Origin of the sequence: Amycolatopsis antarctica, from assembly GCF_002262875.1 — a bacterium.
Lineage (GTDB): Bacteria > Actinomycetota > Actinomycetes > Mycobacteriales > Pseudonocardiaceae > Amycolatopsis > Amycolatopsis antarctica.
On record NZ_NKYE01000001.1, the window covers coordinates 652,425 to 678,609 of the forward strand.

Genomic DNA, 26,185 nt, shown 5'->3' on the forward strand with positions numbered 1-26,185 from the left:
CGTCCGCGTTCGCTCGGTCGCCCGGTCAGCCTCTCGCGGCTACCTGACAGCGAGTGTCAGGTTTTTCGGCGATACTCGGCGAATGCGTGCGAGCAGGCTGCTGACGGTGCTGTTGCTGCTGCAGAACCGCGGCCGGATGACGGCGGACGAGCTGGCGGCGGAGCTGGAGATCTCGGTCCGCACGGTCTACCGCGACATCGACGCCCTCTCCGCCGCGGGCGTGCCGGTCTACGCCGAGCGCGGGCGCACCGGGGGCTACCGGCTCGTCGACGGCTACCGCACCAGGCTGACCGGGCTGACCGAGCAGGAGGCGCGCTCGCTGCCGCTGGCCGGGCTGCCGGTGGCGGCCGCGGAACTGGGGTTGGGCACGGTGCTGGCGGCCGCGCAGCTCAAGCTGTACGCGGCGCTGCCGGGGGAGCTGCGGGACCGGGCAGGCCAGGTCGCCGAACGGTTCCTGCTCGACGTACCCGGCTGGCATCGCGACGTGGAGAGCCTGCCGCACCTGGCCGAGCTGGCCGAGGCCGTCTGGGCGAACCGGGTGGTGGCGGTGGACTACGTCCGCTGGGGCGGGGACGAGGTACACCGGGAGCTCGATCCGCTGGGCCTGGTGCTGAAGGCGGGCACCTGGTATCTCGCCGCCCGTTGCGAGGACGCCGTGCGCACCTACCGGGTGTCGCGGATCGTCCGGCACGAACGCACCGGCGAGCGGTTCGAGCGTCCGTCCGGCTTCGACCTGGCCGCCTTCTGGAACGCGTGGGCCGAACGGTTCGCCGAGCGCATGTACACCCGCACCGCGATCGTCCGGATGTCACCGCACGCCAGGGCGGTGCTGCCGCTGCGGCTCGGTGTTGCCGGGGAGCGGGCGCTCGACGCGGCCGCCGGTAGCGTGCCGGACTCCGACGGGTGGCTGCGCGTCGAGCTGCCGGTGGAGGCGCACTCCGGCGCGATCGGCGACCTGCTGCGCTTCGGCGCGGAACTGGAGGTGCTCGCCCCGGCCGAGCTGCGCGAGCAGGTCGCCGACGAGGGCAGGCGGCTGGCCGCGCGCTACGGCTGACGCCCGGCACGACGTATGTTCACCGACGCGGGGGTTCACCCGAGGCGATCACGGGAGGGGAGGGCGGCATGGGCGCACTCGACGGTGTCGGCATCGGCGTCACCGCCCAGCGGCGTGCGGAGGAGTTCATCGCGGCGCTGGAACGGCACGGTGCGACCGTCCACCACGCCCCGACCATCCGGATCGTCCCGCTGCCCGGCGACGCCGAACTCCGCGCCGCCACCGAACGGGTGCTGGCCGATGGCGTCGACGACCTGGCGGTCACCACCGGCGCCGGGTTCCGCGGCTGGCTGGACGCGGCGCAGGGGTGGGGTTTGGAGGGCGACCTGCTGGACACGCTCGGCCGCGCCCGGATCCTGACCCGCGGCCCCAAGGCGGTCGGTGCCGTGCGCGGTCGTGGCCTGACCGAGCGGTGGTCGGCGCCGGGGGAGTCGAACGCGGAACTCTTCGCCCAGCTCGCCGAGTACGAACTCGCCGGACGGCGGGTGGCGGTGCAGCTCCACGGCGGCCCGCTGCCCGAACACACCACGCCGCTGCGTGCCGCCGGGGCGGAGCTGATCGAGGTGCTGCCCTACCGCTGGCAGTGGCCGGACGACCTCGCGCCCGCCCACCGGCTGATCGAGGCCACGCTGGACGGCCGGGTGCGGGCGCTGGCGTTCACCAGCGCGCCCGCCTGCGCCAACCTGCTCAGCCTCGCTCGCGAGGGCGGGCGGCTGGACGCGCTGCTGCGGGCGCTGTGCTCGGACGTCGCCTGCGCCTGCGTCGGCCCGGTCACCGCGGCGCCGCTGGCCGAACTGGGCGTGCCGACGCTGCTGCCCGACCGGCAACGACTCGGTGCACTGGTGAAACTGCTGGTCACCGAACTGGGCACGTCCTGAGCGAGCCCCGGTCAGTCACGGCCGCCAGCGGTGCTCGCGCAGCCGGACGCGCTCGCCCTCGGCGAGCACCCCCTCGGCGCGTAGCCGGGCGAGCTGCTCGCGGGCGATGTGCGGGGCCGGGGTGCCGTTCGCCCGCAGGACCCGGTGCCACGGGATGTCGGCACCGTCCTCGTTGAGGATCCGGCCGATCATCCGCGGCGAGGGCGCGCCCGCCAGCGCGGCGATGTCGCCGTAGGTGGCGACCTTCCCCGGGGGGACCGCGGCCACCACTTCGCGTACCCGCTCGTGCAGTTCCTCGTCCACCGTCTCAGTGTGCCGTACCGGCCGGGTTACTGTGAGCGCAAGGAAAGGGAGGTGCCGCATGATCACCGGAACGCACGCGATCCTCTACGCGGAGCAGCCGGAGCGGACCCGCGCGTTCTTCCGCGACGTCCTCGGTCTGTCTCATGTGGACGCTCACGACGGCTGGCTGATCTTCAAGCTGCCGCCCGCCGAACTCGGTGTGCATCCGAGCCGCAACCCGCAGCTCCCGGACGTGCCGATCAGCGGCGGGCACGAGCTGTACCTGATGTGCGACGACCTCGCCGCGACCGTCGACGAACTCTCGGCCAAGGGCGTCGAGTTCGTCGAGCCGGTGACCGACCAGGGTTTCGGCCGGATGACGGCTCTGCGGGTACCGGGCGCGGGCACCATCGGGCTGTACCAGCCGCTGCATCCCACGGCCAACGACCTGCCGGGATGATCCGCTCCCCCGGACGGGCGCGCGTGCCTGCCCGGCACCGTGTCGGTGACGCATGATTCCATCGCTGTCATGAGCGGGCGCAGGACGACGGGGCAGCTTGCCGCGCGTCTCGTGCGCCACACCGCCGGGCCGGTCGTACCCGGCGAGTGGGGCGAGGACGCGCGCCGGGTGCTGGACGGGCACGGCGGTTTCCTCCGCGTGCTCGGCGGGCCGGGCACCGGCAAGACCACCCTGCTTGCCGAGGCGGCGGCTCGCCGGATCGGGCACGACCGGGCCGACCCGGAACGGCTGCTGGTGCTCACCGGTTCCCGCCGCGCGGCCGACGCGCTGCGCGCCGACGTCACCCGCAGGCTCACCGCCGAACCAGGTCACCGCGGGCACACCATCCGCGAGCCGGTGGTGCGCACCGTCCACTCGTACGCCTTCGCCGTGCTCCGGTTGCAGGCCGCAGCCAACGGCGCGCCGCCACCGCGGCTGCTGGCCGGGGCCGAGCAGGACGTGCTGGTGCGCGAACTGCTGGCGGGTGACCTGGCGGACGGGGCGGCGGACTGGCCGGAACGGCTGCGCCCGGCGCTGTCGGTGTCCGGGTTCGCCGAGGAGTTGCGCGACCTGCTGCTGCGCGCCGCCGAACGCGGGCTGGGGCCGGAGGACCTGATCGAGCTGGGCCGGCGGCGCTCACGCGTGGAGTGGGTCGCGGCGGGCACCTTCTGGAAGCAGTACGAGGAGGTGACCGTGCTGCAGGGCGCGGGCGGCAACGCGATGGCGATGCCTGGCGCCCCGGCGCTCGACGCGGCCGAACTCGTCGCCGCGGCGCTGCTCGCGCTCGACTCCGACCCGGACCTGCTCGCCCGGGAGCACACCCGCGTCCGGCACCTGTTCGTCGACGACGCGCAACACCTCGACCCACTGCAGTTCGCGCTGCTGCGGCGACTGGGCACGGCGGCCGAGGAGTTCGTCCTCGCCGGAGACCCGGACCAGGCGGTGTTCTCCTTCCGTGGCGCCGATCCCTCGCTGCTCGCCGACTGCGACCCGGACGGCGACCGGACGGTGATGCTGACCCGTGGCCACCGGCTCGCCCCCGCGGTGCACGAGGCGGTGACGCGGGTGGCCGCGCACCTGTCCGGCTCGGTACGCCATCGCGTTCTCCGGCCGGCCGATCCGGGGCCGGACGGTGACCAGGGAGCGGTCCGGGTGCGCTCCTGGCCGACGCCCGCCGCCGAGGCGAGCTGGCTGGCCGACCAGCTCCGCCGCGCGCACCTGGTCGACGAGGTGCCGTGGTCGGAGATGGCGGTGCTGGTCCGCTCGCCGACCCGGTCGTTCCCGGTGCTGCAGCGCGCGCTCCGGGCCGCCGGGGTGCCGATCGCCGCCGCCACCGACGAGCTGCCGCTGGCCCGCCAGCCCGGGGTGCGGCCGCTGCTCACGGCCCTGCGGGTGGCGGCCGAGCCGCACCTGCTCGACGCCGACGTCGCCGAGGCGCTGCTCGCCTCCCCGCTGGGCGGGGCGGATCCGCTGGCCCTGCGCAGGCTCCGCCGCGGGTTGCGCAGGCTGGAACTCGCCGCGGGCGGGGAACGCTCCAGCGATCACCTGCTGGTGGAGGCGCTGAACGGCAACGACGTGCTGGCCGGGCTGGCCGACGCCGAGGCACAGCCGGTACGCCGGGTCGGCGGTCTGCTGGCGGCAGCTCGCGCCGCCGTGGGTCGCGGCGCGGGCGTGGAGCAGGTGCTGTGGGAGTTGTGGCAGGCGAGCGGGCTGGAGCGGCTGCTGCTGCGGCGCGCCTCGCGGGGCGGTTCCCTTGCCGCGCAGGCCGATCGCGACCTGGACGCCGTGGTCGGCCTGTTCCACGCGGCCGGCCAGTACGTCGACATGTTGCCCGGCGCCAGTGTCGGCGGGTTCGCCGGTTACCTGGCTTCCCAGCATTTCGCCGGCAGCACCCTCGCCCCGGTGGCCATGCGCGGCGAGGGCGTCACGCTGGCCACCGCGCACGGCTCGGTCGGCCGGGAGTGGACGGTGGTGGCCGTCGCCGGCGCGCAGGAGGGGAGCTGGCCGGACCTGCGGCTGCGCGGATCACTGCTGGGCGTGGAGAAGCTGGTCGACCTGCTGTCCGGTGTGGACGGTGCTGGGATCTCAGCCACGGCGCCGGTGCTGGCCGAGGAGCGGCGGCTGTTCTACCTTGCCGCGGGCCGGGCCCGGCGGCTGCTGCTGGTGAGCACCGTGCGCGGCGAGGACGAGCAGCCCTCCCGTTTCGTCGAGGAGGTCGACGACGGGGAGGACGCCGCGCTCACCGAGGTGCGGGTACGCGGCGAGGGCCGGTCGCTGGTCCTGGCCGAACTGGTCGGCGAGATGCGGACGGTGGTGTGCGACCCGGCGGCGGAACCCGGCAGGCGGCGGCTCGCCGCCCGGCAGCTCGCCCGGCTCGCCACGGCCGGCGTGCCGGGCGCGCACCCCGACACCTGGTACGGCCTGGCCGAGGCGAGCAGTACCGAGCCGCTGTTCGGCGAGGGCGACACCGTCAGCGTTTCACCGTCCACTGTGGATACTCTGACCCGTTGCCCGCTGCGCTGGCTGATCGAACGCCACGGGGGCAGCGATCCGGCCCAGCTCGCCGCGGTCACCGGGACGCTGGTGCACGCGCTCGCGCAGGCCGCCGCGACCGGGGCCGACGCCGCTGAACTGCGCGAGGCACTGGACAGCGCGTGGACGAAGGTGGACGCCGGGGCGCCCTGGTTCTCCCGCAGGGAACGCACCCGGGTCGAGCAGATGCTGCAGAACTTCCTGGACTGGCTGCGGGCCAGTCGGGCGGAGCTGACCCAGCTCGGCGTCGAGGAGGGGCTGGAGATCGAGTTGCCCGCCGAGGAGGGCAGGCCGACCGTCCGTCTGCGCGGCCGGGTCGACCGGCTGGAGAAGGACGGCCAGGGCCGCCTGGTGATCATCGACATCAAGACCAGCAAGACCCCGGTCAGTGCCGGGGACGCCGAGGTCCACCCGCAGCTCGCCGCCTACCAGCTCGCGCTCGCGTTCGGTGCCTTCGGCGCGGAGGGCGCCACGCCCGGCGGGGCGAAACTGGTCTACGTCGCCAAGTCGCACAACAAGGACGGCGCCACCCAGCGCACCCAGCCCGCGCTCGACGAGGAGAGCGGGCCCCGCTGGCTGGAACTGGTGCGCGAGGCGGCGGGCGCCACCGCCGGGCCGGGCTACCAGGCCAGCGAGACACCCGACTGCGACCGCTGCCCGGCACGCGGATCGTGCCCGCTGCGCCCGGAGGGCAGGCAGGTGACCGGACCGTGAGCGCGGGCGACCCGGCGGACTGCGGGCGGGCGATGGTCGGCCCGGCCGAGATCGCGCACGCCCTCGGCCTGCACTCGCCGACGCCGGAACAGGCCGAGGTGATCGCCGCGCCGGTGGAGCCGACGCTGGTCGTCGCCGGTGCCGGGGCGGGCAAGACCGAGACGATGGCCGCGCGCGTCGTCTGGCTGGTGGCCAACGGCATCGTCACCCCCGAACGGGTATTGGGCCTGACCTTCACCCGCAAGGCGTCCCGCCAGCTCGGCGAGCGGGTGCGGGCGCGGCTGCGCAGGCTCGCCGGGTCCGGTCTGCTCGACCGGATCGACCCGGGCGGCACCCGGCGCGCCGCCGTGCTGGCCGGGGAGCCCACGGTGCTCACCTACCACGCCTATGCGGGCAGGTTGCTCGCCGAACACGGCCTGCGGCTGCCGGTACAGCCCGGCGCGCGGCTGCTGTCGGAGACCGCCGCCTGGCAGCTCGGTCACCGGGTGGTGTCCACATGGGACGACGACCTGGACACCAATCTCGTCCCGGCGACGATCACCGCCCACCTGCTCGCACTGGCCGGCGAACTCGGCGAGCATCTGCTGGACCCGGCCCGGCTGCACTCCTACACGGAGTGGCTGTGCGGGGTGCTCGAATCGGCGCCCCGGGCCAAGGGGCAGCGGACCGCCGTGCCGGCCGCTATCACCGATGTCGTTGCCGCACAACGGTTCCGGCTCGCGATGCTGCCACTGGTGGCCGCCTACGCCGACCGTAAACGCGGCGAGGGTGCGCTCGACTTCGCCGACCAGATGTCGCTGGCAGCCCGGCTCGCCGAGGGGCACCCCGAGGTCGTCGACGGCGAACGGGAACGTTTCGGCGCGGTACTGCTCGACGAGTACCAGGACACCGGGCACGCGCAGCGCGTCCTGCTGCGCGGCCTGTTCGGTGGTGTCGAGCGGCGGTCGATGCCGGTCACCGCGGTGGGCGACCCGGCACAGGCGATCTACGGCTGGCGCGGGGCGAGCGCGGCCAACCTGCCGCGGTTCACCACCGACTTCCCGCGCGTGGCCGGCGAACGCCGCGACCCGGCCCGGCGTTTCGGGCTGCTCACCAGTTTCCGCAACCCGCCCGAGGTGCTGTCACTGGCCAACGCGATGTCCGAACCGCTGCGCGAGGCAGGACTCGGCGTCGAACGCCTGCGCGCCCGCGAGGGCGCGGGTGAGGGCGACATCCGCTGTGCGCTGCTGGCCGACATCCGCGCCGAACGGGACTGGGTCGCCGACGCCCTCGCCGGGGTGTGGCTGGCCGAGGTGGACGCGACCGGCGTCCCGCCGACGGCGGCGGTGCTGGTGCGCAGGCGCGCCGACATGGCGCCGATCGCGGCGGAGCTGCGGGAGCGCGGCCTGCCCGTCGAGGTGGTGGGCCTCGGTGGGCTGCTCGACGAGCCCGAGGTCGCCGATCTGGTGAGCACCCTGCGCGTGCTGGCCGATCCGCTCGCGGGCACCGCGGCCGCCCGGCTGCTCACCGGCGCACGGTGGCGCATCACCGCGGCCGACCTGGCCGCGTTGTGGCGCCGCGCGGCCGTGCTCGCCGGACCGCCGCCCGGTACGGAGTCCACAATGGACGAATCGGTGCTGTTTGCCGAACGTGCCGAGCAGACCGGCCTGGTCGACGCGCTCGACGACCCGGGCGATCCGGCCCACTACTCCGCCGCCGGGTACCAGCGCGTCCGCACGCTCGGCACCGAACTGCTGGCGCTGCGCAGGCGGCTCGACCAGTCGCTGCCGGAACTCGTCGCCGACGTGGAGCGCACCCTGCTGCTCGACGTGGAGACGCTGGCCCGGCCCCAGCCCGCGGGCCGGGCGCATCTGGACGCCTTCGCCGACGTGGTCACCGAGTACGCCGAGAGTGCCCCGACGGCCACGCTCGCCTCCTTCCTGGACTACCTGACCACCGCCACCCACGCCGAGGACGGCCTGCCGCCCGGCGAGGTCGAGGTGGTGCCGGACCGGGTGCAGGTGCTGACCGTGCACTCGGCGAAGGGCCTGGAGTGGCAGGTCGTCGCCGTGCCGCACCTGGTCAACGACGTCTTCCCGGGCAAGCGCCGTTCGTCCTCGTGGCTCAAGACGGTCACCGCGCTGCCCGCGGAACTGCGCGGGGACGCGGAGGACCTGCCCCCGCTCGAACTGACCGGCGGCGAGGACCGCAAAGAGGTCACCGACGCGCTGTCCGCCCACGAGAAGGCGTTCGCCGAACGGCAGGCCGACGAGGAACGCAGGCTCTGCTACGTCGCGCTGACCCGCGCCGAGCGCACCCTGCTGACCTCAGGACACTGGTGGAACGAGAGCAGCGCCAAGCCGAAGGGGCCGTCACCGTTCCTCGTCGAGGTCAGCGAGGCGATCGCCGAGTCCGGCAACGGGGGCGTGGTCGCGCACTGGGAACCGGAACCCGAGGAGGACGCCGAGAATCCGCTCGTCGCCGACTCCCGTACCGCCCGGTGGCCGGTGGATCCGCTGGGGCGCAGGCGTTCCGGCGTGCTGGAAGGAGCCGAACTGGTCCGCGCCGAGATCGCGTCACCGTCCACAGTGGACGAACAGGGGGAGTCGAGCGAGGAGGACGGCGAGGCCGATCCGGACGGCTGGATCGCCGACACCGACGTGCTGCTCGCGGAGCGGGCCCGCGCCGCCGCCCAGGTGCAGGAGGTCACGCTGCCCGGGCATCTCTCGGTGAGCCAGCTCGTCGAGCTCGCCGCCGACCCGGCGAGCCTCGCCCGCAGGCTGCGGCGCCCGCTGCCCGCGCCGCCGAACACCTTCGCCCGCCGCGGCACCGCCTTCCACGGCTGGCTGGAACGGCGGTTCGGTGGCGAACGGCTCTTCGACCTCGACGACCTGCCCGGCGCCGCCGATCCCGGCGCCGCCCCGGACGTCGAGCTGGAAGCGCTCCAGCGCGCGTTCGAGCGCAGCGACTGGGCGCGGCGCACCCCGCGCGAGGTGGAGGTGCCGTTCTCCACCGACGTCGACGGTGTCACCGTGCGCGGCCGGATGGACGCGGTGTTCGCCGACTCCGACGGCGGCTGGACCGTCGTCGACTGGAAGACCGGTGCCATTCCGGACGCCGATCGCGCCCCGGCGCTGGCCGTGCAGCTCGCCGCCTACCGGCTGGCCTGGGCGGCGCTGTCCGGGACGCCGCTGGAGAAGGTGCGGGCGGCGTTCCACTACGTCCGCGCCGATCACACCGAACGGCCGGTGGACCTGCTCGACGCCGACGGCCTGCGTGATCTGCTCCGCTCGGTGCCCGAGGGCTGAGCGCCTGGCGGTGTTCCGGCCGTTGTCCCCGGCGGTTCCGGCTCAGGCCGAGTCGCGCACCCGCAGCGCCCAGGCGATCAGCGGCCACTGCAAGGGCACCCGCGCCCAGGCGATCACCCGGTGCGGCACGGGCTTGCCCTTGCGGTCGTAGTCGAGGGCCATCTTCACGTTGCCGGGGACGACGGCCACGAACAGCAGCGCGGCGGCCAGCCCGCCCAGTCGCCGCGTGCGCGGGATCGCGATGGCGGCGGCGATCCCCGCCTCGGCGGCGCCGGAGGCCTGCGTCCACTGCCGCCTGCTGCCGGGGAGCTGCTTGGGCACCATGTGGTCGAACGAGCGGGGGCTGGCGAAGTGCAGGATGCCCGCCCCGGCGAGCAGCCCGGCCAGCAGGTGCGCGCGGCGACGGGAACGTACGTCGGATGTCTGGGCCATCACCGCACCTTCGCACACCGGACGCCCCCGGCGGCGGTGGTCTTGGTCGCACTGCCGCGCGGGCGGATCGCCGCCGGAGGGCGCACGAACGCACGGTGGCGGCCCGGGTCGGCTACCATCCGCGACCGTGAGCGAAGTGGAGCACGGCCGGTGCCGGACGGCCCCGGCGGAGACCGGCACCCGGCGATGGTGAGGGGTCTCAAGCGGGCGGTGCTGAACGATCGCATGGCCGATCAGCCCGACTACACGCTCGCCGGCGTCATCAAGATGCCGGAGACCTCGCTCAGCCCGATGCAGGCCATCGGGCGACGGGTCATCGGTGCGCTGCTGGCCCTGTTCGCGACCGTGCTGATCGTCTACTTCGACCGGGACGGCTACCGCGACGTCAACGGTGACGGCCTCAGTTTCCTCGACGCCGTCTACTACGCCACGGTCTCGCTCTCGACCACCGGCTACGGCGACATCGCCCCGATGACGGACTCGGCCCGCTTCGTCAACGTCGTCGTCATCACCCCGCTGCGGGTGCTGTTCCTGATCGTGCTGGTCGGTACCACGCTGGAAGTGCTCACCGAGCGCTCCCGGCAGGCGTTCCGGATCCAGAAATGGAGGCACAAGGTGCGTGACCACGTGGTGGTCGTCGGTTTCGGCACGAAGGGCAGGGCGGCGGTGAAGACCCTGCTCGGCGACGACGCCGTGCAGCCCAATCACATCGTCGTGGTCGACACCGACCAGGCGGCGCTGGACGCGGCGGGCGCGCTGGGGCTGGTCACCGTGCACGGCTCGGCGACCCGCGCCGAGGTGCTGCGGGTGGCCGGGGTGCAGCGGGCGCGGGCGGTGGTGGTCGCGCCGAACCGCGACGACTCGGCCGTCCTGGTCACCCTCACCGCGCGCGAGCTGGCCCCGAAGGCACACCTCGTGGCGTCCGTGCGGGAGGCGGAGAACGTGCACCTGCTCAAGCAGTCCGGGGCGAACCAGGTGGTCATCTCCAGCGAGACGGCGGGCAGGCTGCTCGGCATGGCGACCTCCGCACCCGCGGTCGTGGACATGGTGGAGGACCTGCTCACCCCCGAGTCCGGCCTGGCGATCGCCGAGCGTCCGGTCGAACCGTCCGAGGAGGGCGGCTCGCCCCGGCACCTCGCCGACACCGTGCTCGGCCTGGTCCGCGACGGAACGCTGTACCGCATCGACGCTCCGCAGGCCGACGCGATCGAGCCCGGCGACCGGCTGCTCTACGTCAAGAAGGTCACGCCGGTGGACAAGGTCGGCAAGTAACCGGTCACGGCTGCCGGTCCTCGGTGGGCATCGGCGCTCCGATCTGCGACGATCGCTTCTGTGCGGCGGAATTCGGAAGGACGCGGGCGTCCACTGACGCTCGGCTGGGGTGCGCTCGGGATTCCGGCCGCCACCGGCGTCCTGGTGGTGCTGCTGGTCTGGCTGGTCGGGCCGGGCCTGTTCACGGCGAGCGCGGCGCAGGACGAGCAGGTCGCCAGGGCGACCGTGGACGCACCCGTGTCCTGCACCGACGCCGGGGTCAGGGAGACCGTCCGGGTGACGGTCGACGGTTCCGAACGGATGGCCGAGCTCAGCGCCTGCGGGCACACGCAGGGCGAGCAGGTGGACGTGGTCGTGCCTTCCGCCCCCGGCGAGGGTGAGCTGGACGTGCGGCTGTCCGACACCGAACGGGGGAATCAGGACGCGCGCAGGCCCGTCGGCATGTTCCTGGTGGCCGTGAGCTGCGCGGCGGGCGGGGCGTACGCCTTCCTGATGGTGCGCGGGCGCCGCCTGCGTGCCTGAGGGTCGAGGACCGGGTCAGGCGACTTCGGCGGCCGGTGCGGCGAAGGTGTTGCAGTCGACGATCCGGTTGTCCTTGGCGCCCGCTCGCCACCACTGCGCGTAGTGCGCGTTCGTACCGTGGTCGCGGCTGCCGGAGGTGTTGTCTCCCCTGGTCTCCTGGTCGTCCCACGCCTTGTTGTACATGTCCCGGTCGATCGTTCCGCCCCGGTCCACGTGCGCGCCGAGGAACATGCCGGAGAAGCACTGGGCCTGCAGTTCCTTGCGGCGGGCCATTTCCATCCCGGCCTCGGTGTCCTGGCCGACCTGGTAGATCGCCTCCCAGGCGGCGTCCATCAGCCCGGCGACCTCCTGCACGTGGTGGCCGTACTCGTGGGCGAACAGCGAGAGATAGACGCCGGGATTGTTGCCGTACTGCTCGGTCTGCAGGCCGGCGAACGGCACGTACAGGTTGTTCTCGCAGTAGTAGGCGGCGGTGGCGATGCCGACCTCGATGGTGCCGCAGTCGGTCTGGAAGTTCGACCCGGTCGGGAAGTGCAGTGCGGGCGGGCTGAACGGCAGGTCGTAGGCCTCCAGGAACGGGCCCCAGGCGGCGTCCAGGCAGGTGCCCGCCGCGGTGAAGAACGCCTCGGCGGAGCCCTGGTCGCTGCGCCACGCGGGCAGCGAGCAGGCGAGGTTCTGCAGCCCGGCCTCGGCGTCGGCGAGGATCGGGTGGTCGGCGAGCTTGAGTACCTTCTGTTGCGATCGGGGTGCGTTCGCGGTGCTGGAGCGCTCCCGGGACGGGGTGCTGCTGGGGGTGCGCGAACCCGGCGGCGGACGCTCGGAGGTGGTCTCCGAGGTACCGGGTGCGGCGGTGGCCCCCGGTCCTGCCCGGTACCCGGCGTCGGCGACCTCGGATTCGCCGCCGGTCAGCGACACCACCACGATCACCCCGACGACCAGCAGGGCGACCGCGCTCACGCAGGCCGCGATCAGCGGACCGTTGCTCTTCTTCGGCGGAGCCCACTGGGCCTGTGGGGGGTACGCCTGGGGCGGCGGGAACTGGTGCGGGTGGGGCTGGTGCGGGTGGGGCTGGGGCGGGTGCTGCCGCTGGTACGGGCCGCCGGGGCCGGGCGCCTGCCGGTGGCCGTGCTGCCACGGATCCTGCGGCGGTTGCGTCATCAGTCCTGTCCCGGGGTCGTCACTGCTGGCCGGGGACGCTGCGGGCAGGCCTCCCGGCGTCACGGGCACGTCCAGCATAACCAGCGGCCGGTGCGGCGATGGTGAACTGTGCGCGGATCGTCCCGTGGTGATCCCGGCGACAGGTGCGCACCCGGGCACCGGGGCCGGTGCCTAGAGTGCCTGCATAGAGTGGTCGCTGACGGATTCGACGTCCGGGTGGATCCAGCACCGGCGATGCGTCCGGTGACGACGAGAGGCAGGGCTTACGACATGACCGGCTCCGGCGGACCCGGTGTGATCCCGCTGCGTCCCCTCGCCATCGGCGAGATCCTCGAAGGCGCGATCGGCACCATGCGCAGGCATCCCGGCCTGGTGTTCGGCGTGTCCTTCGTGATCGTCGCGCTGACTCAGCTCCTCGGACTGTTGCTGCTCGGCACCGTCTTCGAGGACGCGCGCACCCTGCCGCCGCTGAGCGCGCAGCCCACGCCGGACGAGGCGCTGGCGCAGCTCGGGGCCTCGGTGCGGCTGCTGTCGCTGACCATGATCGTCACCATTCCCTCGCAGACGCTGCTGTCCGGCTTCCTGACCGTGGTCGTCGGCAAGGCCGTCCTCGGCAAGCCGGTGAAGCTCGACGAGGTCTGGTCGGAGACGCGGGCCCGGCTGCTGCCGCTGTTCGGGCTGACGGTCGTCTACACCGTGCTGGTCGGCGTCGGCGTGATCCTGTTCCTGGTGCCCGGTATCTGGATCGGGGTGCTGCTCGCGCTGGCGACCCCGGCGCTGGTGCTGGAGCGCGGCACGATCGGCGCGGCCGTCACCCGCTCCCGGCTGCTGGTCGCCGGCATGTGGTGGCGGGTGTTCGCCGTTCTCGCCGTGGCACTGGTGCTGGCCACCGTCGCGGGCATGGTGATCCAGTGGCCGTTCGACCTGCTGGCGGGCAACGGGTTCGGCGGTGCCGTGCTGTCCACCGTCGGCGGAACCGTGGCCGGTGCGATCACCCAGCCGTTCGCCGCTCTTGTCACCGCGCTCGTCTACCTGGACCAGCGGATGCGCAAGGAGAACATGCACCACCAGCTCACCCGCATCGCCGAGAGCTGACCCCTCCCACCACTCGCCCACCACCGCAATATGTCGACGTATTGCGGCGACGGCGACCGCAATATGTCGACGTATTGCGGTCACGGTGCGCGATGGTCACGTCCGGGCGTGGTCCATCTCGTCCAGCACCTCGGTGGCGACGGCGACCAGGTTGCGCAGGCCGGACTCGCTGCACACCAGGTGCAGCGACGCCGTGCGCACGCCGAGTTCGAGTTGTCCCTCCTCGCCCACCAGTTCGCCGCTGATCGGGCAGTCGCCGTCGATCGCCGCCCATGCGTCGGTGGCGATGCCGTGGTTGGTGATCACCGGTGTCCCTCCGCCCGCTCGGGGCCGACGACGCCGGGGCCGACGACGCCGGGGCCGACGACGAGGTCGCGGATCGCGGCGCGCAGCCTGCCCGCCTGCAACGGGGTCAGCACCACGACCTCGCCGGACGGCCTGCCGAGTACGACGCGTTCCCGGTCCAGCGTCACCACCAGTTCGGTGCGATGACCATCGCCATCCCGGCACGGCACGCCGATCCCCGCGTGGATGCCGCGGAGGATTCGCTTGTTCCGCATGGGTTTCCCTCCCCGTGAGAGTTGGGCTCGTCCCGCGTTGCCCCTGCGAGAGCGACGCGGGACGAGCATCGACGGGCGCGCCGCCGACTAACGAAACGTATCGAGGAAACATTCCTGACGCCAGTTCCGTTAGAGTGACATTCATGCGAGACCACGATCGGATGCGGGATGCTGGCCGGGTGCGAACCGAGAACACCCCCGCGAACGAACCCGTCTTCGAACCGGTCGGGCAGACGCTCCGCCGCCGCAAGCTGGGCAAGGAACTGAAACGTCACCGCGACGCGGCCGGGCTCACCGTGCGCGAGGTGGCGCGGCTCGCCGGTTTCCAGCAGGGCACGATCAGCAAGATCGAGAACGGCAGGCAGACCATCCTGCCTCGCACGGCGAAGCTGATCCTGCAAGCCTGCGACGTCGGCGCTCCCGACATGGACACCCTGCTGCGTTTCGCCGCCGAGAGCGACGACAGCGGCTGGTGGCTGACCTTCTCCGACACCATGCCGGACTGGTTCGGCACCTACGTCGACCTGGAATCCGACGCGCGCACCATCTGGACCTACACCTCGGAACTCGTCGACGGTCTGTTGCAGACACCCGAGTACGCCGAGGCGATTACCCGGGCGACCTTTCCCGGCGTCAGTGCCGAGGAACTGCGCAGCGCGGTCGAGTTGCGGCAGGCCCGGCAGGCGCAGCTCGACCGGTCGAATCCTCCGCAGCTCTCCGTTGTGCTCAACGAGGCGGTACTCCGTCGTCCGGTCGGTGGTCCCGAGGTGATGCGCGCCCAGTGCGAACGTCTGGTCCAGCTCGCGAAGCGGCCGAACATCACGGTGCGCGTGCTGCCGTTCGAGGCGGGCGCTCATCCTGGGATGAAGACGCCGTTCACCCTGCTGGGCTTCCCGGAGGGCTTCGCCGATCTGGACTGTGTCTACCTGGAGAACGCGAACGGCAGTGTCTGGCAGGAACGCCCGGCCGACATCGCGCACTACACCGACGTACACGAGCGCCTGCAGAATCTCGCGCTGTCGCAGCGGAAGTCCGTCGCTCTGCTGGCTAGCCTGGACTAGCCCCTGCGAGAGCGACGGAAGGAGTTCTGGCGATGCAGCCCGAGCTGTCCGATTTGGTATGGCGCAAGTCCAGTTTCAGTGGCGGCAACGGTCAGTGTGTGGAGGTGGCGGACGCCCCGGAGGGTGGCCGGTATCTGCGGGACACCAAGGACCGGTCCCGTGCCGCGCATTTCTTCACCGATGCCGAGTGGCGCGCCTTCGTGCGCGGCGTGAAGGCAGGCGAGTTCGATTAGGTCACCCGCTGTGCCGGGTGGGGGTCGCCTTCACCCGGCACGGCGGAAGTCATCGTGCTGCCGTGTCAACCCCCGAACCCGACCGGCAACGACTTGACGGGGCCCTCGTTCGGTCGAGTGGCGGGTACAGCTGTCCCGCCGGAAACATCACACCGGTCGCGCGAACACAGCCCCGTCGGCGTCGGCGGAATACCGCGGGCCGTGCTTGCGCTCGCTCAGGTGTTTCCATCCGAGCAGGGAGATCAGCTTGATCAGGCGGTAGTTGTCGTCCATGGGCCCGATCCTGCCGGATGATCATCACCGAACGGCGGCAGAGCTGGACGGGTTTGGTTCACACCAGGGCGTGGGTCCGGGCGGCGAGCTGGCGCAGGCCGGGGAGGCTGGCCTGCTGGGGGTGGTGGAGCAGGTCGGTGACGAGGCGGCGGACGGTGGCGCGGGTGCGGACTTCGCCGGGCGCGGTGCGTTCGGCGGTCAGCAGCGTCCGGTACGCCCGGCCGGGTTTGTTCCATTGGGAGAAGCACAGGGCGACGTCGACGAGGAACCGGGCGCGGCGTTCGGTGTCGGGGAACTGGCCGAGTTGCGCGGCTTGGGCGTGATACAGGCCGGCGCCGGCGTTGCCGAGCACGTAGTCGGAGGACACCCGGTGGCTGACCACGTTCGCGGTGAGCGCCTGCTGCTGGGCCGGATGATCGGCGAGCCGGCCTGCGGTGGCGTTGGCGTCGTCGAGGAGGTCGGTGGCGCGGTCGTGGTCGCCGGCGCGGGCGGCGGCATATCCGGCCGAACACATCAGCACCCCATGCAGGGCCAGGTGCCGGGGATCGGGGGTATTCCCGCCGAGGTCAAGCTGGTCGGCCGCGGTCAGGGTCAGGGTTTGGGCGCGATCGTGCTGTCCCGCCCGGCGGCAGGCGGAGCCGAGCAGCCGCTGCGCCTCCGCGAGAGCGAGGGGATCGTCGGCGCCGGTAACGGCGCGCAGAGCCCGGTCGGCGGAGACCCATTCCAGGCCACTGGCCTCCAGCTTGACCAGAGCGCGGGTGGCGAGGTTGTATGCCTGCGCCACCATGCCCGCCGCGGCGGGATCACCGGTCTGTTGGTGGGTAGCTTCGGCGGTGGTGATCAGTTCCGGCAGCCGCGCGGCCAGATCGACATACCGGCACGCGCGGAAGTCGGCCCGCGCGGTGGTCAGCACCGACTGGAGCGTGCTGATTGGCGCGGGGCGCGCCGATCCGGCGGTGGTGCCTAGCAGGACGCCGTCAAGACGCTGGGCGAGGAACGCGGCCGGATCGACTTCCAAGCGGTCGGCGGCGAGTGCGTTCGGGGAGGCGACCGCGGTGCCGGCAGCGACAATGCCGCCCGCGGCGAGCAGGAACGCGCGTCGTCGCACCGGATCATCCCCTTCCTGACTCAGGTCGATGCTCACCTTAGAAGCCGGTGCGGTCCAGGCGGGGGAGGCAGGCCGTTGTTGCTGGGCACCGGTGAGGCCGAACGCTTCGGCGGGCAGCTCAAGGATGGCCGCGAAGCGGCGCAGCACCGCGACGTCGCGCAGCCCACGGCGGCTGTTCTCGAACCGGGAGATCGTGGAGGCTGAGCAGCCGAACCGGTCTCCGAGTTGGCCCTGGGACCAGCCCTGTTCCTCACGGGCCAGGCGCAGCACGGTGGCGTGATCGCCTCGGCGGGCGGCGTCCCACAGTGCGGGTGACCACCAGTCCGGCACAGCGCACCTCCGAACCTCGTGCACGTGTTGTCGCACCTACCGTAGTCGCTCCATCACGGATGCAAGAAGATTTGCATGATTGGCACACCTCGTGCACACCCGGCACGCGAGGCTTCTCGGTTGGTCGGCTTGTTCCTAGCGTCGAAGGCATCCGGTTCGGCGGGAGCAGGCCTCGACCTCCCGCCGCTCGGCCGGCCGGCAGGAACGCCGCATCGCGGCCTTCCCGAACACGGCGGTCCTGCCGGCCGGAACCACCCCGCGAAACGCCGGCCACCGTCCGGCGGGAAGGAGCCCGAAGATGACCACCATCCTCGACGCCGCCGAGCCACTGCCGGGCGCGAGTCCGCTGTCCTCGGCGAGCCTGCGTTACCTGGTGCATCAGCCGACCACGGCTGACCGGCCTGGGCCGGACACGAACCGTCCGTTCGGGTTGCGCGGTGCCACGCCGGTCGACACGCCGGTGCGGCGGGAGTTCCAGTATTGCCCCGAGAAGCAGGTCGCCGTCGATGAGCACGGCCGGCCGCTGATCGAGACGATGGGCAAGGACTGGAAGACCAAGTCCTCCACCGACGGTGACGAGGGCCCGGAGGAGAACTGGGGCTGGGAAGAATCATGACCAGCACGCCGGGAACGGTGGTGATCTTCGCCCAGGAGGCCGACGCTCCGGTCGACGCCGTCGTCCGTGAACTCGACCGGCACGGAGTGGAGGTGTTCAGGGCCGACACCGCCTGGTTTCCCCAGCACCTGTCGCTGGACGCCCGCATCCAGGGCGACGGCCAGTGGCACGGCGTGTTGTTCACCGAGCGCCGCGCCGTCGAGCTGACCGACATCGCCTCGATTTGGTATCGCGACCCGTCGGCCTTCGCGTTCCCGGCGACGCTGACTGAGGTCGAGCGCGCCTACGCCCACCGCGAGGCTCGGCTCGGCTTCGGCGGTGTTCTCGCCGCGCTGCCGGTGGGCTGGGTCAACCATCCCAACCGGGCCGCGGATGCGATGTTCAAACCCCTCCAGCTCGCCACCGCCGCGGCCTGCGGATTGAACGTCGCACCGACTCTGGTCACCAACTCGCCGGCGACCGCGTCCCGGTTTGCCCGCGAACACGGCGTCGGCGACACGATCTGCAAGTCGTTCGGGCCGAACACCATCACCGAAGGCGGCCGGCTCAAGATCGCCTACACCCGCCGCCTCGCCGAGACCGACCTCGGCGAGTTGGACGGGGTCGCCTCGACCGCCACCCAGCTGCAACGCTGGGTGGACAAAACCCACGAAGCACGGGTGATCGTGCTCGGCGAGCGCATGTTCACCATCACGATCACCGCGGACTCCCCGGCAGCACATGTGGACTGGCGGGCCGATTTCACCGCGCTGCGCTACCAGCTTGTCGACACGCCGTCGGATGTTGAGAAGGGACTGCGCCGCTACATGGATACCCTGGGTTTGGCCTATGCCGCGGTGGATTTCGCGATCGAGCAGGACCGTTACTGGTTCCTCGAAAGCAACTCGTCCGGCCAGTACGGCTGGTTGGAAGCTCAGACCGGGGCACCGATCACCGCGGCCCTGGCCGACCTGCTCACCCACTCAAGGGGACGCTCGTGACCAAGCCCAACACCATCAGGGGCGACTGGGAGCCGCACGCCGGGCGGCTCGCCGACGAGTTGGCCGCGGCGGGCAAGCTCACCGAACCGCGCCTGGCCGAGGCGGTCCGAGCGGTTCCCCGACACGCCTTCGTCCCCACCTACCACCAGCAGACCGCGGATGGCAGCTGGGCGCGGTGCGTCAGCGTCGACGACCTCGCCTCCGTCTACGCGAACACCGCGCTGATCACCGCGCTGGCTCCGGCCGCGACCGGCGGGACGACGGTGCTGTCCTCGTCGACCCAGCCAGGGTTGATGACCCGCATGATCGAAGCTCTGCACCTCATCGACGGGGCGCGGGTGCTGGAAGTCGGCACCGGCACCGGCTACAACGCCGGCCTCCTGGCGCACCGGCTCGGCGACGGGCAGGTCTACTCGGTCGACGTCGAAGCCGACCTCGTCGAGCTGGCCCGCCAACGGCTGGCCGGACTCGGCTACCACCCGACGCTCGTCGCCGGCGACGGCGCGGCCGGCCTGCCCGAGCACGCGCCGTTCCACGCGATCATCGCTACCTGCGCCGTCCCCGCTATCCCATGGGCCTGGGTCGAGCAGGTCCGGCCCGGCGGCGTGATCCTGAGCGACCTCAAACCCGCGCCCGGCGCCGGCAGCCTCGTCCGCCTCACCCGCCGCGACGACGATCGCGCGGAAGGCCGCTTCGACGCGACCTACGCCGCGTTCATGGACCTGCGCCACACCGCGGGCAACAACCCTGCCGGGTTCCGCGTCGAGCGCGACCACGACCGGGCCGAGTACCGCACCACCAGCCTGGACCCGAACACCCCCTGGGCATCGCTGCTGGTCTGGTTCCTCGCCTCCTTCGACCTCGGCCCCGAGATCGCCTACGGCTACACACTCCCCGAAGGCGGCAAGATCCCCGCCCACAGCGACACCGTGCCGACCGCGTCGTGGATCGCCACCCCGGACGGCTCTTGGGCCGAGATCACCCTCGCCGCCCAGAACGGACAGCACGAGGTCGCTGAAGGCGGGCCCCGCCGCCTCTGGCGGCTCATCGAGAACGCCTACGACACCTGGACCGACCTCGGCCGGCCCGGCTGGGACTCCTTCGGACTCACCGTCACACCCGGCACGCACACCGTCTGGTTCGACCAACCTGACAGTGAGCACACCTGGTACCTCGCGGCCCCTGTCGACGATGGTGAGAAGTTCGGTGCTGCGGGCCGAGCTGTCTGATGTGGCCCGCGGGCGGACGCGGCGAATCCTGGCTTCGGGAACGGTGGTGTGGGACCGGCCGGACGAACGCTCCGGCCCCGCGGGCCCGCATCGGAGCGGCACGCCTGGTGGCCCCTGCTTGCGACCGTTCAGCCGCTGCCGTTCATGGGCGTCAGGCGGTGGTCGGCTCCGTCGCCGCTGCGCGGCTGGTGGCGGTCGTGTCCCGATTCCGGGTGCCCCACCAGTAGTAGGTCATGCCCGCCCCCAGCAACATGCCTGCCGTTTTGGCCGCCGCCGAGTCCAGGGTCACGGTCAGTGCGAACACCGCCTGCGTGGCCTCCGTGAGCAGGGCGATCGCGGCGGCGGCACCGAACAGCAGCCGTGGTCGGCGTAGCGGTGCCGAACGCAGCGGTATCAGCGCGCCCAGCGGTATCAGGATCAGGAAGTTGCCCAGCAGCGGCCACATGCTCGTTTCTCCGGCGAGGACCGGGCCGAGGTCGGCGCCGGGTATCAGGTCGATCGAAGCGCCGCCCGAGCGGGAACTCGGCCACATCGTCACCATCAGCACCGGCAACACCGCCAGCACGACTCCGATGTCGAGCAGCGAACGACGCCACGCCAGCCGTTCCGGCATCCGCTTCCGCCGGCGAACGGCAAGCCCCCACACCACCAGTGCCGCTATCGGAAACCCGACAGCGGCGAGGTTCGTCAGCTCCTGCAGAAAACTGGCCAGTTGACGCATGACATCCCTCCCTCGTCGACCCACCCTCAGCGGCGTCCAGTCTCGCAGCGCACCTTTCCAAAGCGGAGAACCACGGACGTTCGCGCGCGTCGGAGGGCGCGCCGGACGACAGTCGCGGCCCGCAATATGTCGACGAATTGCGGTCCCGGTGCGCGCAATATGGCGACGTATTGCGGTGGTGGCTGGGCCACGGCGCCCGGCCGGGTGGCATCCGCGGGTAGGCCGGGCAGAGGTTCGCCGGGGAGGGTCCCCGCCTGGGCGCGGCGAAGTCGCCGGAACCCGTAGGGTGGGCGCATGGCCGTTCCGGAATTGCACCGTTACACCCTCGACAACGGTTTGCGCGTGGTGCTGGCACCCGACGCGAGCGCACCGGTCGTGGGCGTCAGCGTGCACTACGACGTCGGGTTCCGCTCCGAGCCGGAAGGGCGCACCGGATTCGCGCACCTGTTCGAGCATCTGATGTTCCAGGGCAGCGAGAGTCTGGAGAAGCTCGCGCACTTCCGCCATGTGCAGGGAGCGGGCGGCACCTTCAACGGCTCCACCCACCCGGACTACACCGACTACTTCGAGGTGCTGCCCTCCGCCGCGCTGGAGCGGGCGCTGTTCCTCGAGGCCGACCGGATGCGGGCGCCGAAGCTCACCGAGGAGAACCTGGCCAACCAGATCGACGTGGTGAAGGAGGAGATTCGCCTCAACGTGCTGAACCGGCCGTACGGCGGGTTCCCGTGGATCCTCCTCCCGCCGGTGCTGTACTCCACGTTCCCCAACGCGCACAACGGTTACGGTGACTTCACCGACCTGGAACAGGCGTCCCTCGAGGACTGCGCGGCCTTCTTCGACACCTACTACGCCCCGGCCAACGCGGTGCTCACCATCGCCGGTGACTTCACCGTCGAGCAGGCCCGCGAGCTGATCGAGAAGCACTTCGGCGACGTGCCCGCGCGGCCGAAACCGCAGCGTCCCTCGTTCGCCGAGCCGCCGCCGTCCGGGGAGGTGCGCGGCACCGAGACCGACCCGCACGCGCCGCTGCCCGCACTGGCCATCGGCTACCGGATGCCGGACCCGATCAACGAGCTGGACGGCTACCTGGCCCACCTGGTGCTGGCCGCGCTGCTCACCGACGGCGACGGGGCGCGCCTGCAGCAGCGCCTCGTGCACCGGGAGCCGATCGTCAACGACATCAACGCCGGCGCCGGGCTTTTCGGTCCCTTCGAGGCCCGCGACCCGGACACCTTCGTGATCACCGCGATCCACTCGCCGGAGGTCACGCCGGAGCGGATCCTCGCCGCCGTCGACGCCGAACTCGACGAGCTGGCCGCCAACCCGCCGGGGGAACAGGAACTGGCCAAGGTCACCGCACGGTGGACCTCCGGGCTGCACTCCGAGCACGACCGCCTGGTCTCGCGCACCCTCGCCCTCGGCTCCTTCGAACTGCTCTACGGCGACGCCTCCCTCGTCTACGGCCTGGCCGACCGCATCGCCGGGGTCGCAGCCACCGATGTCGCCGCCGCCGCGAAGGCGCTCCGTCCGGATTCACGCGCCGTGCTGGTGATCCAGCCCAGCCAGGAAGGTTCCCAGTGACGTCGACCCCCGCCGCCCACCGCACCGCCGAGGAGATCGGCCGCACCCCCGCGGGCCCGCGCCCGCTGCCGCCGCTGGGTGACCAGCGGGGCGCGGCCAATCTGGCGCACTCCGACACCATGCTCGGCAACGGGCTGCGCGTCGTGGCCGTGCGCAAGGACAACGTGCCGCTGGTGGAGTTCCGGCTGGCGATCCCGTTCGCGGGGGCCGATCCCGCGCACCCGGCGATCGCCGAGGTGCTCGCCGAGACCGTGCTCACCGGAACCGCCCGCCGCGACCGGGTCGCGATCGACACCGAGCTGGCGCTGATCGGCGCCGAGCTGGGTTCCGGGGTCGACCCCGAGCGGCTGACGATCGTCGGCGGTGCGCTCGCCTCCGGCCTGCCCACCCTGCTCGACGTGCTCGCCGACGTGCTCACCTCCGCGGCCTACGCCGACGCCGAGGTCGCCCGTGAGTCCGAGCGTCTGGTGGAGCGGCTGGCCGTGGCCCGCACGCAGCCCCGGATCATCGCCAGGGAAGCCCTGCAGACCAGGCGTTACGGCACCCACCAGTACACCCGCGAGGTACCGAAAGCCGAGGACGTCGCGCAGGTGACCGCGGAGCAGGTGCGCGCGCTGCACGCCGCCGCGGTACTGCCGCGCGGGGCGACGCTGGTCATCGTCGGCGACCTCGACCCGGAGACCATCCCGGCCACGCTGGAATCCGCGCTCGGCGGCTGGTCCGCCGACGGGGCCGCCTCGGTGCTGCCCGCGCTGCCGGAACTGGCGGGCGGGGACGTGCTGCTGGTGCCCAGGGCCGGTGCGGTGCAGTCGCAGATCCGGCTGTCGGCCCGCTCGCTGCCGCGCACCGACCCCCGGTACGCCGCGCTGCAGCTCGCCAACCTGGCCTTCGGCGGCTACTTCTCCTCGCGGCTGGTGGAGAACATCCGGGAGGACAAGGGATACACCTACGGCGCGCACTCCGGGTTCGAGTTCACCGGCGACTCCGCGACCGTGCAGGTCGAGGCCGACACCGCCAGCGACGTCACCGCCGCGGCACTGCTGGAGATCCGCTACGAGCTGGCGAAGTTCGGCGTGGTCCCGCCCTCGGACGCCGATGTGGAGAGCGTCCGCCAGTACGCGATCGGGACCCTGCAGATCGCGATGTCCTCGCAGAGCGGACTCGCCGGGCAGCTCTCCGCGCTGACCTCGGTCGGACTGGGCATGGACTGGCTGCTCGGTCATCCGGCGCGGCTCGCCGCGGTGACCACCGAGCAGGTCGCCGAGGTGGCACTGGAGTTCTTCGCTCCGGCCGCCTTCACCGGCGTCGTGGTGGGAGACGCCGCGCTGCTCGGCAAGCACCTCACCGCGCTCGGCGGCGTCACCGTGCCCGGCTACGACACGGCGTCGTGACCGCACCGTTCCAGCTCGACGCGCTGCCGACCCTTTCACGGTCCACTGTGGACCGTGAGGAGACGCTGCGAACCGAACCGGACCGGCTGGCACGCCGCTGGCCGGACGCCCGCGTGGTCGAACTGGACCGCTCCGGGCGGACGCCCGTGCGTGCAGCGGGCACCTCCGGTCTCCGGCCCGGCGGGTCGGCGCTGGCCACCCGCAAGGCGCTCGACTACGGCGACACGATCCCGGACGAGGCGATGTTCCTCGGGCAGTGGAGCGACACCGACTACTGGACGATGCCGGGCGATCCCGCCGAGGACGTCGAACGCGGCGCCGCCCGGATCGCCGGTAGCTGGGGCGTGCTGGAGGAGGTACCGGAGGTCGGCGGTGAGCTGTGGGTCGACCTGCGCGGCTTCGGCGACCTGCTCGACGACACCTCCGCCGGACTGTTCACCACCGCGCAGGCACTGGCGAACTGGCACCGCCGCGCGAGGTTCTGCGCGGTCTGCGGCGGGCACACGGCGCGCCGCCAGTTCGGCTGGGCCTCGCACTGCGAGCAGTGCGGACGCGAGGAGTACCCGCGCACCGACCCGGCCGTGATCTGCCTGGTGCACGACGAGGCCGGGGTGAACGGCGAGCACGTTCTCCTTGCGCGGCAACCGATCTGGCCCGTCGGCCGGTACTCGGTGCTGGCCGGTTTCGTCGAGGCCGGCGAATCGCTGGAGGGCTGCGTCGAGCGGGAGATCCGCGAGGAGGTCGGCGCCGAGGTGCGCGACATCCGCTACCTGGGCAGCCAGCCGTGGCCGTTCCCGCGCTCGATCATGCTCGGCTTCACCGCCCGCGCCGACCGCTGCGCCCCGCTCACGCCCGCCGACGACGAGATCGAGGAGGCGTTCTGGGTGTCCCGCGCGGAGGTCCGCGCAGCCTTCGCGAACAGCAGGCTCCGTGAGCCCGGCGCCGTGCCGACCCCCATCGCCGGTGGTGCGGCCGGACTGGTGCTGCCCGGCAACTCCTCGATCGCGCGCGTCATGCTCGACGCCTGGGCCCGCGCCGAGCCGTGATCCGGTGCCACGCTCAGCAGGCGGGCGGGGCCGCGGCGACGCGCAGATAGGCGCCGGACACGTACTTGCCGGACTCCAGCAGGTACCAGGCGTCGGTGGTGCCCTCGGTGCCGGACACCGACTGCCCGGTGGCCCGGCAGCCGAGCCGCACCTGCGCGGTGCTCGCGGCGAACCCCGCCTCGGCGGTGGCGGTGGACGGACCGGTGCGGACCTTCAGCGGAATACCGGAGGTGGTCACCGTGCCGACCGGGCCGCCACCGGTCCACTCGTAGGTCACCTGGACCCAGGCGTTGCCGGTGAGCTTCAGGCCGTCCCAGAAGGTGCCGTCGGCGAGGTCGATCCCGGCCGGATTCGCGACCCTGCGGCCGAAACCGTCCTTGCCGCCGTTGTGACCGTCGGAGTAGGCGGCCTGTGCCTGTGGCAGGCCCAGCGGCAGGTCCTGCCAGGTCTGCCGGGGTTGGTTCCAGTGGTCGTCCTTGGTGTTCCACGGGCCGACGTCCCACACCGGTGCCCACTCGCAGCGGGCGAGGTTCTCGGTGCACACCCGCACCGTGTAGTTGCCGGTTCCCTTGCCCGCCAAGCCTTTCCGGGACGGAAGCGCGACGAAGTGGTCGCGCGGCACGATCACGTGGCCGTTCGCGGTGGTACCGCCGACCAGACCCTCCCTGGTGGCGAACAGCCGGTAGGTGGCGGCCCTGCTCTCCCGTGCCGCGGTGGCGGCCACGGCCGGGCCCGCGGCGAACCGCGCCCCGCGCACCCGTGGGCTCTCGGCTCCTTCGGGGGCGATCAGCACCAGCCGTGCCTGCACGGTGGCCGAGGGCTCGGGCAGCGTCGCCGGGGCGTCCGGCGGGATCTCCGTCCACTCCGACCAGGTTCCGTCCGCCCGGAGGGTCCGTACGTCGGCGGCCGCCCGTGCACCGGCCGGGATGTCGGCGTCGAGTTCGGCGCCGACACTGCCGACCGGGGCGGCCAGCGTCTCGGCGGGCAGGTCCTGGATTCCGGTCCGCTCACCGGTGCGGGCGCTCGCCGAGGGTGGCCCGCCGGCCAACCGGGTGCCCCCGGCATCGGTGACGGTGTTGCCTCCCGGCGGCGCGCCCGCGGCGGTGGCCGACCACACCAGCGGAGCGGGACCGGATCGGCCGGCGGGCGCGGCGGCGGAACCGGATGCCGTGCACACGCCGAGGCCGAGCGCGGCGCTCGCGAGCACGGCGGCCGTCCGACGGGCGGATCCGCGGAATCTCGGCATGGTCGGGGAAACGCGGGCAGGAGGCATCGACGGTTCTCCCTCTGACGGGGATCGCGGCGCGACCGCTGACGGCCGCGGCAGGGGA

At 72.4% G+C, this 26,185-nt stretch carries 25 protein-coding genes; 16 read left to right on the forward strand and 9 right to left on the reverse strand.

The annotated features are described in order from the left end of the window. Positions 1 to 82 precede the first annotated feature (82 nt). Together CFN78_RS03165 and CFN78_RS03170 are read left to right on the forward strand one after the other, a co-directional pair. On the forward strand, positions 83 to 1,054 hold the full coding sequence (locus CFN78_RS03165; RefSeq protein ID WP_094860953.1) for a helix-turn-helix transcriptional regulator: 972 nt from the start codon (positions 83 to 85) through the stop codon (positions 1,052 to 1,054). A gap of 68 nt (positions 1,055 to 1,122) precedes the next feature. Beyond that, entirely contained in the window at positions 1,123 to 1,932 is an 810-nt protein-coding gene (locus CFN78_RS03170) for a uroporphyrinogen-III synthase (RefSeq protein ID WP_094860954.1), read from the forward strand. Positions 1,933 to 1,947: 15 nt separating this feature from the next. On the opposite strand, the gene CFN78_RS03175 is transcribed toward CFN78_RS03170, so the two are convergent. After that, the gene (locus CFN78_RS03175) at positions 1,948 to 2,235 is read right to left on the reverse strand and encodes an MGMT family protein (RefSeq protein ID WP_094860955.1); all 288 of its coding nucleotides are present in this window, start codon (positions 2,233 to 2,235) and stop codon (positions 1,948 to 1,950) included. 58 nt (positions 2,236 to 2,293) lie between these two features. On the opposite strand from CFN78_RS03175, the gene CFN78_RS03180 reads away from it, so the two are divergent. The 3 genes from CFN78_RS03180 (at position 2,294) to CFN78_RS03190 (ending at position 9,246) form a co-directional block, all read left to right on the forward strand. Then, entirely contained in the window at positions 2,294 to 2,674 is a 381-nt protein-coding gene (locus CFN78_RS03180) for a VOC family protein (RefSeq protein ID WP_094860956.1), read from the forward strand. Positions 2,675 to 2,743: 69 nt separating this feature from the next. Further along, entirely contained in the window at positions 2,744 to 5,959 is a 3,216-nt protein-coding gene (locus tag CFN78_RS03185) for an ATP-dependent helicase (RefSeq protein ID WP_094860957.1), read from the forward strand. Positions 5,960 to 5,991: 32 nt separating this feature from the next. Then, complete coding sequence (locus CFN78_RS03190) at positions 5,992 to 9,246, forward strand: ATP-dependent helicase (protein ID WP_094861119.1); 3,255 nt, start codon at positions 5,992 to 5,994, stop codon at positions 9,244 to 9,246. A 42-nt stretch (positions 9,247 to 9,288) separates the two neighbouring features. Here the strand turns inward: CFN78_RS03190 and CFN78_RS03195 are convergent, their stop codons facing one another. Further along, a complete protein-coding gene (locus CFN78_RS03195) occupies positions 9,289 to 9,678 on the reverse strand; it encodes a DoxX family protein (protein ID WP_094860958.1) in 390 nt (129 codons plus the stop codon). A gap of 186 nt (positions 9,679 to 9,864) precedes the next feature. On the opposite strand from CFN78_RS03195, the gene CFN78_RS03200 reads away from it, so the two are divergent. Both CFN78_RS03200 and CFN78_RS03205 read left to right on the forward strand, forming a co-directional pair. Continuing rightward, positions 9,865 to 10,950 (forward strand): potassium channel family protein, encoded by a 1,086-nt coding sequence (locus tag CFN78_RS03200; RefSeq protein ID WP_165777418.1) that lies wholly within the window; start codon positions 9,865 to 9,867, stop codon positions 10,948 to 10,950. Between the two features lie 60 nt (positions 10,951 to 11,010). Then, a complete protein-coding gene (locus CFN78_RS03205; protein WP_240519228.1) occupies positions 11,011 to 11,472 on the forward strand; it encodes a hypothetical protein in 462 nt (153 codons plus the stop codon). Positions 11,473 to 11,487: 15 nt separating this feature from the next. Here the strand turns inward: CFN78_RS03205 and CFN78_RS03210 are convergent, their stop codons facing one another. Continuing rightward, entirely contained in the window at positions 11,488 to 12,630 is a 1,143-nt protein-coding gene (locus tag CFN78_RS03210) for a neutral zinc metallopeptidase (RefSeq protein ID WP_094860959.1), read from the reverse strand. A 189-nt stretch (positions 12,631 to 12,819) separates the two neighbouring features. Between CFN78_RS03210 and CFN78_RS03215 the strand changes: the two genes are divergently transcribed. Continuing rightward, on the forward strand, positions 12,820 to 13,725 hold the full coding sequence (locus CFN78_RS03215; protein WP_240519229.1) for a YciC family protein: 906 nt from the start codon (positions 12,820 to 12,822) through the stop codon (positions 13,723 to 13,725). Positions 13,726 to 13,821: 96 nt separating this feature from the next. On the opposite strand, the gene CFN78_RS03220 is transcribed toward CFN78_RS03215, so the two are convergent. Both CFN78_RS03220 and CFN78_RS03225 read right to left on the reverse strand, forming a co-directional pair. Beyond that, a complete protein-coding gene (locus CFN78_RS03220) occupies positions 13,822 to 14,031 on the reverse strand; it encodes a hypothetical protein (protein ID WP_094860961.1) in 210 nt (69 codons plus the stop codon). Then, positions 14,028 to 14,285 carry a hypothetical protein gene (locus CFN78_RS03225; RefSeq protein ID WP_094860962.1) on the reverse strand — a complete coding sequence of 86 codons (258 nt, stop codon included), beginning with the start codon at positions 14,283 to 14,285 and terminating at the stop codon, positions 14,028 to 14,030. Before CFN78_RS03225 ends, CFN78_RS03220 begins: the two co-directional genes overlap by 4 nt. Before the next feature lie 143 nt (positions 14,286 to 14,428). Here CFN78_RS03225 and CFN78_RS03230 point away from each other — a divergent pair, with 143 nt between their 5' ends. Together CFN78_RS03230 and CFN78_RS03235 are read left to right on the forward strand one after the other, a co-directional pair. Beyond that, positions 14,429 to 15,346: a helix-turn-helix domain-containing protein gene (locus CFN78_RS03230; RefSeq protein WP_240519230.1), complete on the forward strand. Its 918-nt coding sequence runs from the start codon at positions 14,429 to 14,431 to the stop codon at positions 15,344 to 15,346. 32 nt (positions 15,347 to 15,378) lie between these two features. After that, positions 15,379 to 15,579, forward strand: a complete 201-nt coding sequence (locus tag CFN78_RS03235; protein ID WP_094860964.1) for a DUF397 domain-containing protein — start codon at positions 15,379 to 15,381, stop codon at positions 15,577 to 15,579. Positions 15,580 to 15,726: 147 nt separating this feature from the next. On the opposite strand, the gene CFN78_RS30045 is transcribed toward CFN78_RS03235, so the two are convergent. Next, positions 15,727 to 15,852: a hypothetical protein gene (locus CFN78_RS30045; protein WP_276307316.1), complete on the reverse strand. Its 126-nt coding sequence runs from the start codon at positions 15,850 to 15,852 to the stop codon at positions 15,727 to 15,729. A gap of 58 nt (positions 15,853 to 15,910) precedes the next feature. Beyond that, positions 15,911 to 17,290: a helix-turn-helix domain-containing protein gene (locus CFN78_RS03240; protein WP_094860965.1), complete on the reverse strand. Its 1,380-nt coding sequence runs from the start codon at positions 17,288 to 17,290 to the stop codon at positions 15,911 to 15,913. A gap of 298 nt (positions 17,291 to 17,588) precedes the next feature. Here CFN78_RS03240 and tgmA point away from each other — a divergent pair, with 298 nt between their 5' ends. From tgmA to CFN78_RS03255, 3 genes are read left to right on the forward strand one after another with little or no spacing between them, the layout of a single operon-like run. Further along, positions 17,589 to 17,906 (forward strand): putative ATP-grasp-modified RiPP, encoded by a 318-nt coding sequence (gene tgmA, locus CFN78_RS03245; protein ID WP_094860966.1) that lies wholly within the window; start codon positions 17,589 to 17,591, stop codon positions 17,904 to 17,906. Next, entirely contained in the window at positions 17,903 to 18,886 is a 984-nt protein-coding gene (tgmB, locus tag CFN78_RS03250; protein WP_094860967.1) for an ATP-grasp ribosomal peptide maturase, read from the forward strand. The genes tgmA and tgmB overlap by 4 nt, the downstream gene beginning before the upstream one ends. Next, a complete protein-coding gene (locus tag CFN78_RS03255) occupies positions 18,883 to 20,115 on the forward strand; it encodes a methyltransferase domain-containing protein (protein ID WP_094860968.1) in 1,233 nt (410 codons plus the stop codon). Before tgmB ends, CFN78_RS03255 begins: the two co-directional genes overlap by 4 nt. Before the next feature lie 151 nt (positions 20,116 to 20,266). On the opposite strand, the gene CFN78_RS03260 is transcribed toward CFN78_RS03255, so the two are convergent. Beyond that, on the reverse strand, positions 20,267 to 20,836 hold the full coding sequence (locus tag CFN78_RS03260) for a VanZ family protein (RefSeq protein WP_094860969.1): 570 nt from the start codon (positions 20,834 to 20,836) through the stop codon (positions 20,267 to 20,269). A gap of 294 nt (positions 20,837 to 21,130) precedes the next feature. On the opposite strand from CFN78_RS03260, the gene CFN78_RS03265 reads away from it, so the two are divergent. Genes CFN78_RS03265 through nudC form a run of 3 tightly spaced genes read left to right on the forward strand, consistent with a single transcriptional unit; the run spans position 21,131 to position 24,854 of the window. Further along, positions 21,131 to 22,417, forward strand: coding sequence for a M16 family metallopeptidase (locus tag CFN78_RS03265; RefSeq protein ID WP_094860970.1), 1,287 nt, complete (start codon positions 21,131 to 21,133; stop codon positions 22,415 to 22,417). Continuing rightward, positions 22,414 to 23,808, forward strand: coding sequence for a M16 family metallopeptidase (locus CFN78_RS03270; RefSeq protein ID WP_094860971.1), 1,395 nt, complete (start codon positions 22,414 to 22,416; stop codon positions 23,806 to 23,808). Before CFN78_RS03265 ends, CFN78_RS03270 begins: the two co-directional genes overlap by 4 nt. Further along, complete coding sequence (gene nudC, locus CFN78_RS03275) at positions 23,805 to 24,854, forward strand: NAD(+) diphosphatase (protein WP_094860972.1); 1,050 nt, start codon at positions 23,805 to 23,807, stop codon at positions 24,852 to 24,854. The genes CFN78_RS03270 and nudC overlap by 4 nt, the downstream gene beginning before the upstream one ends. Positions 24,855 to 24,867: 13 nt before the next feature. Here nudC and CFN78_RS03280 read toward each other — a convergent pair whose 3' ends face one another. Next, positions 24,868 to 26,127, reverse strand: a complete 1,260-nt coding sequence (locus CFN78_RS03280; protein ID WP_205660405.1) for a hypothetical protein — start codon at positions 26,125 to 26,127, stop codon at positions 24,868 to 24,870. Between the last annotated feature and the right edge of the window lie 58 nt (positions 26,128 to 26,185).

Bases quoted from the DNA above. Each gene is read 5' to 3' on its own strand.
- CFN78_RS03165 (WP_094860953.1), top strand. From the start codon at position 83: ATGCGTGCGAGCAGGCTGCTGACGGTGCTGTTGCTGCTGCAGAACCGC.
- CFN78_RS03170 (WP_094860954.1), top strand. From the start codon at position 1,123: ATGGGCGCACTCGACGGTGTCGGCATCGGCGTCACCGCCCAGCGGCGT.
- CFN78_RS03180 (WP_094860956.1), top strand. From the start codon at position 2,294: ATGATCACCGGAACGCACGCGATCCTCTACGCGGAGCAGCCGGAGCGG.
- CFN78_RS03185 (WP_094860957.1), top strand. From the start codon at position 2,744: ATGAGCGGGCGCAGGACGACGGGGCAGCTTGCCGCGCGTCTCGTGCGC.
- CFN78_RS03190 (WP_094861119.1), top strand. From the start codon at position 5,992: ATGGTCGGCCCGGCCGAGATCGCGCACGCCCTCGGCCTGCACTCGCCG.
- CFN78_RS03195 (WP_094860958.1), bottom strand. From the start codon at position 9,678: ATGGCCCAGACATCCGACGTACGTTCCCGTCGCCGCGCGCACCTGCTG.
- CFN78_RS03200 (WP_165777418.1), top strand. From the start codon at position 9,865: ATGGTGAGGGGTCTCAAGCGGGCGGTGCTGAACGATCGCATGGCCGAT.
- CFN78_RS03210 (WP_094860959.1), bottom strand. From the start codon at position 12,630: ATGACGCAACCGCCGCAGGATCCGTGGCAGCACGGCCACCGGCAGGCG.
- CFN78_RS03225 (WP_094860962.1), bottom strand. From the start codon at position 14,285: ATGCGGAACAAGCGAATCCTCCGCGGCATCCACGCGGGGATCGGCGTG.
- CFN78_RS03230 (WP_240519230.1), top strand. From the start codon at position 14,429: ATGCGAGACCACGATCGGATGCGGGATGCTGGCCGGGTGCGAACCGAG.
- CFN78_RS03235 (WP_094860964.1), top strand. From the start codon at position 15,379: ATGCAGCCCGAGCTGTCCGATTTGGTATGGCGCAAGTCCAGTTTCAGT.
- CFN78_RS30045 (WP_276307316.1), bottom strand. From the start codon at position 15,852: ATGGACGACAACTACCGCCTGATCAAGCTGATCTCCCTGCTCGGATGG.
- tgmA (WP_094860966.1), top strand. From the start codon at position 17,589: ATGACCACCATCCTCGACGCCGCCGAGCCACTGCCGGGCGCGAGTCCG.
- tgmB (WP_094860967.1), top strand. From the start codon at position 17,903: ATGACCAGCACGCCGGGAACGGTGGTGATCTTCGCCCAGGAGGCCGAC.
- CFN78_RS03260 (WP_094860969.1), bottom strand. From the start codon at position 20,836: ATGCGTCAACTGGCCAGTTTTCTGCAGGAGCTGACGAACCTCGCCGCT.
- CFN78_RS03265 (WP_094860970.1), top strand. From the start codon at position 21,131: ATGGCCGTTCCGGAATTGCACCGTTACACCCTCGACAACGGTTTGCGC.
- CFN78_RS03280 (WP_205660405.1), bottom strand. From the start codon at position 26,127: ATGCCTCCTGCCCGCGTTTCCCCGACCATGCCGAGATTCCGCGGATCC.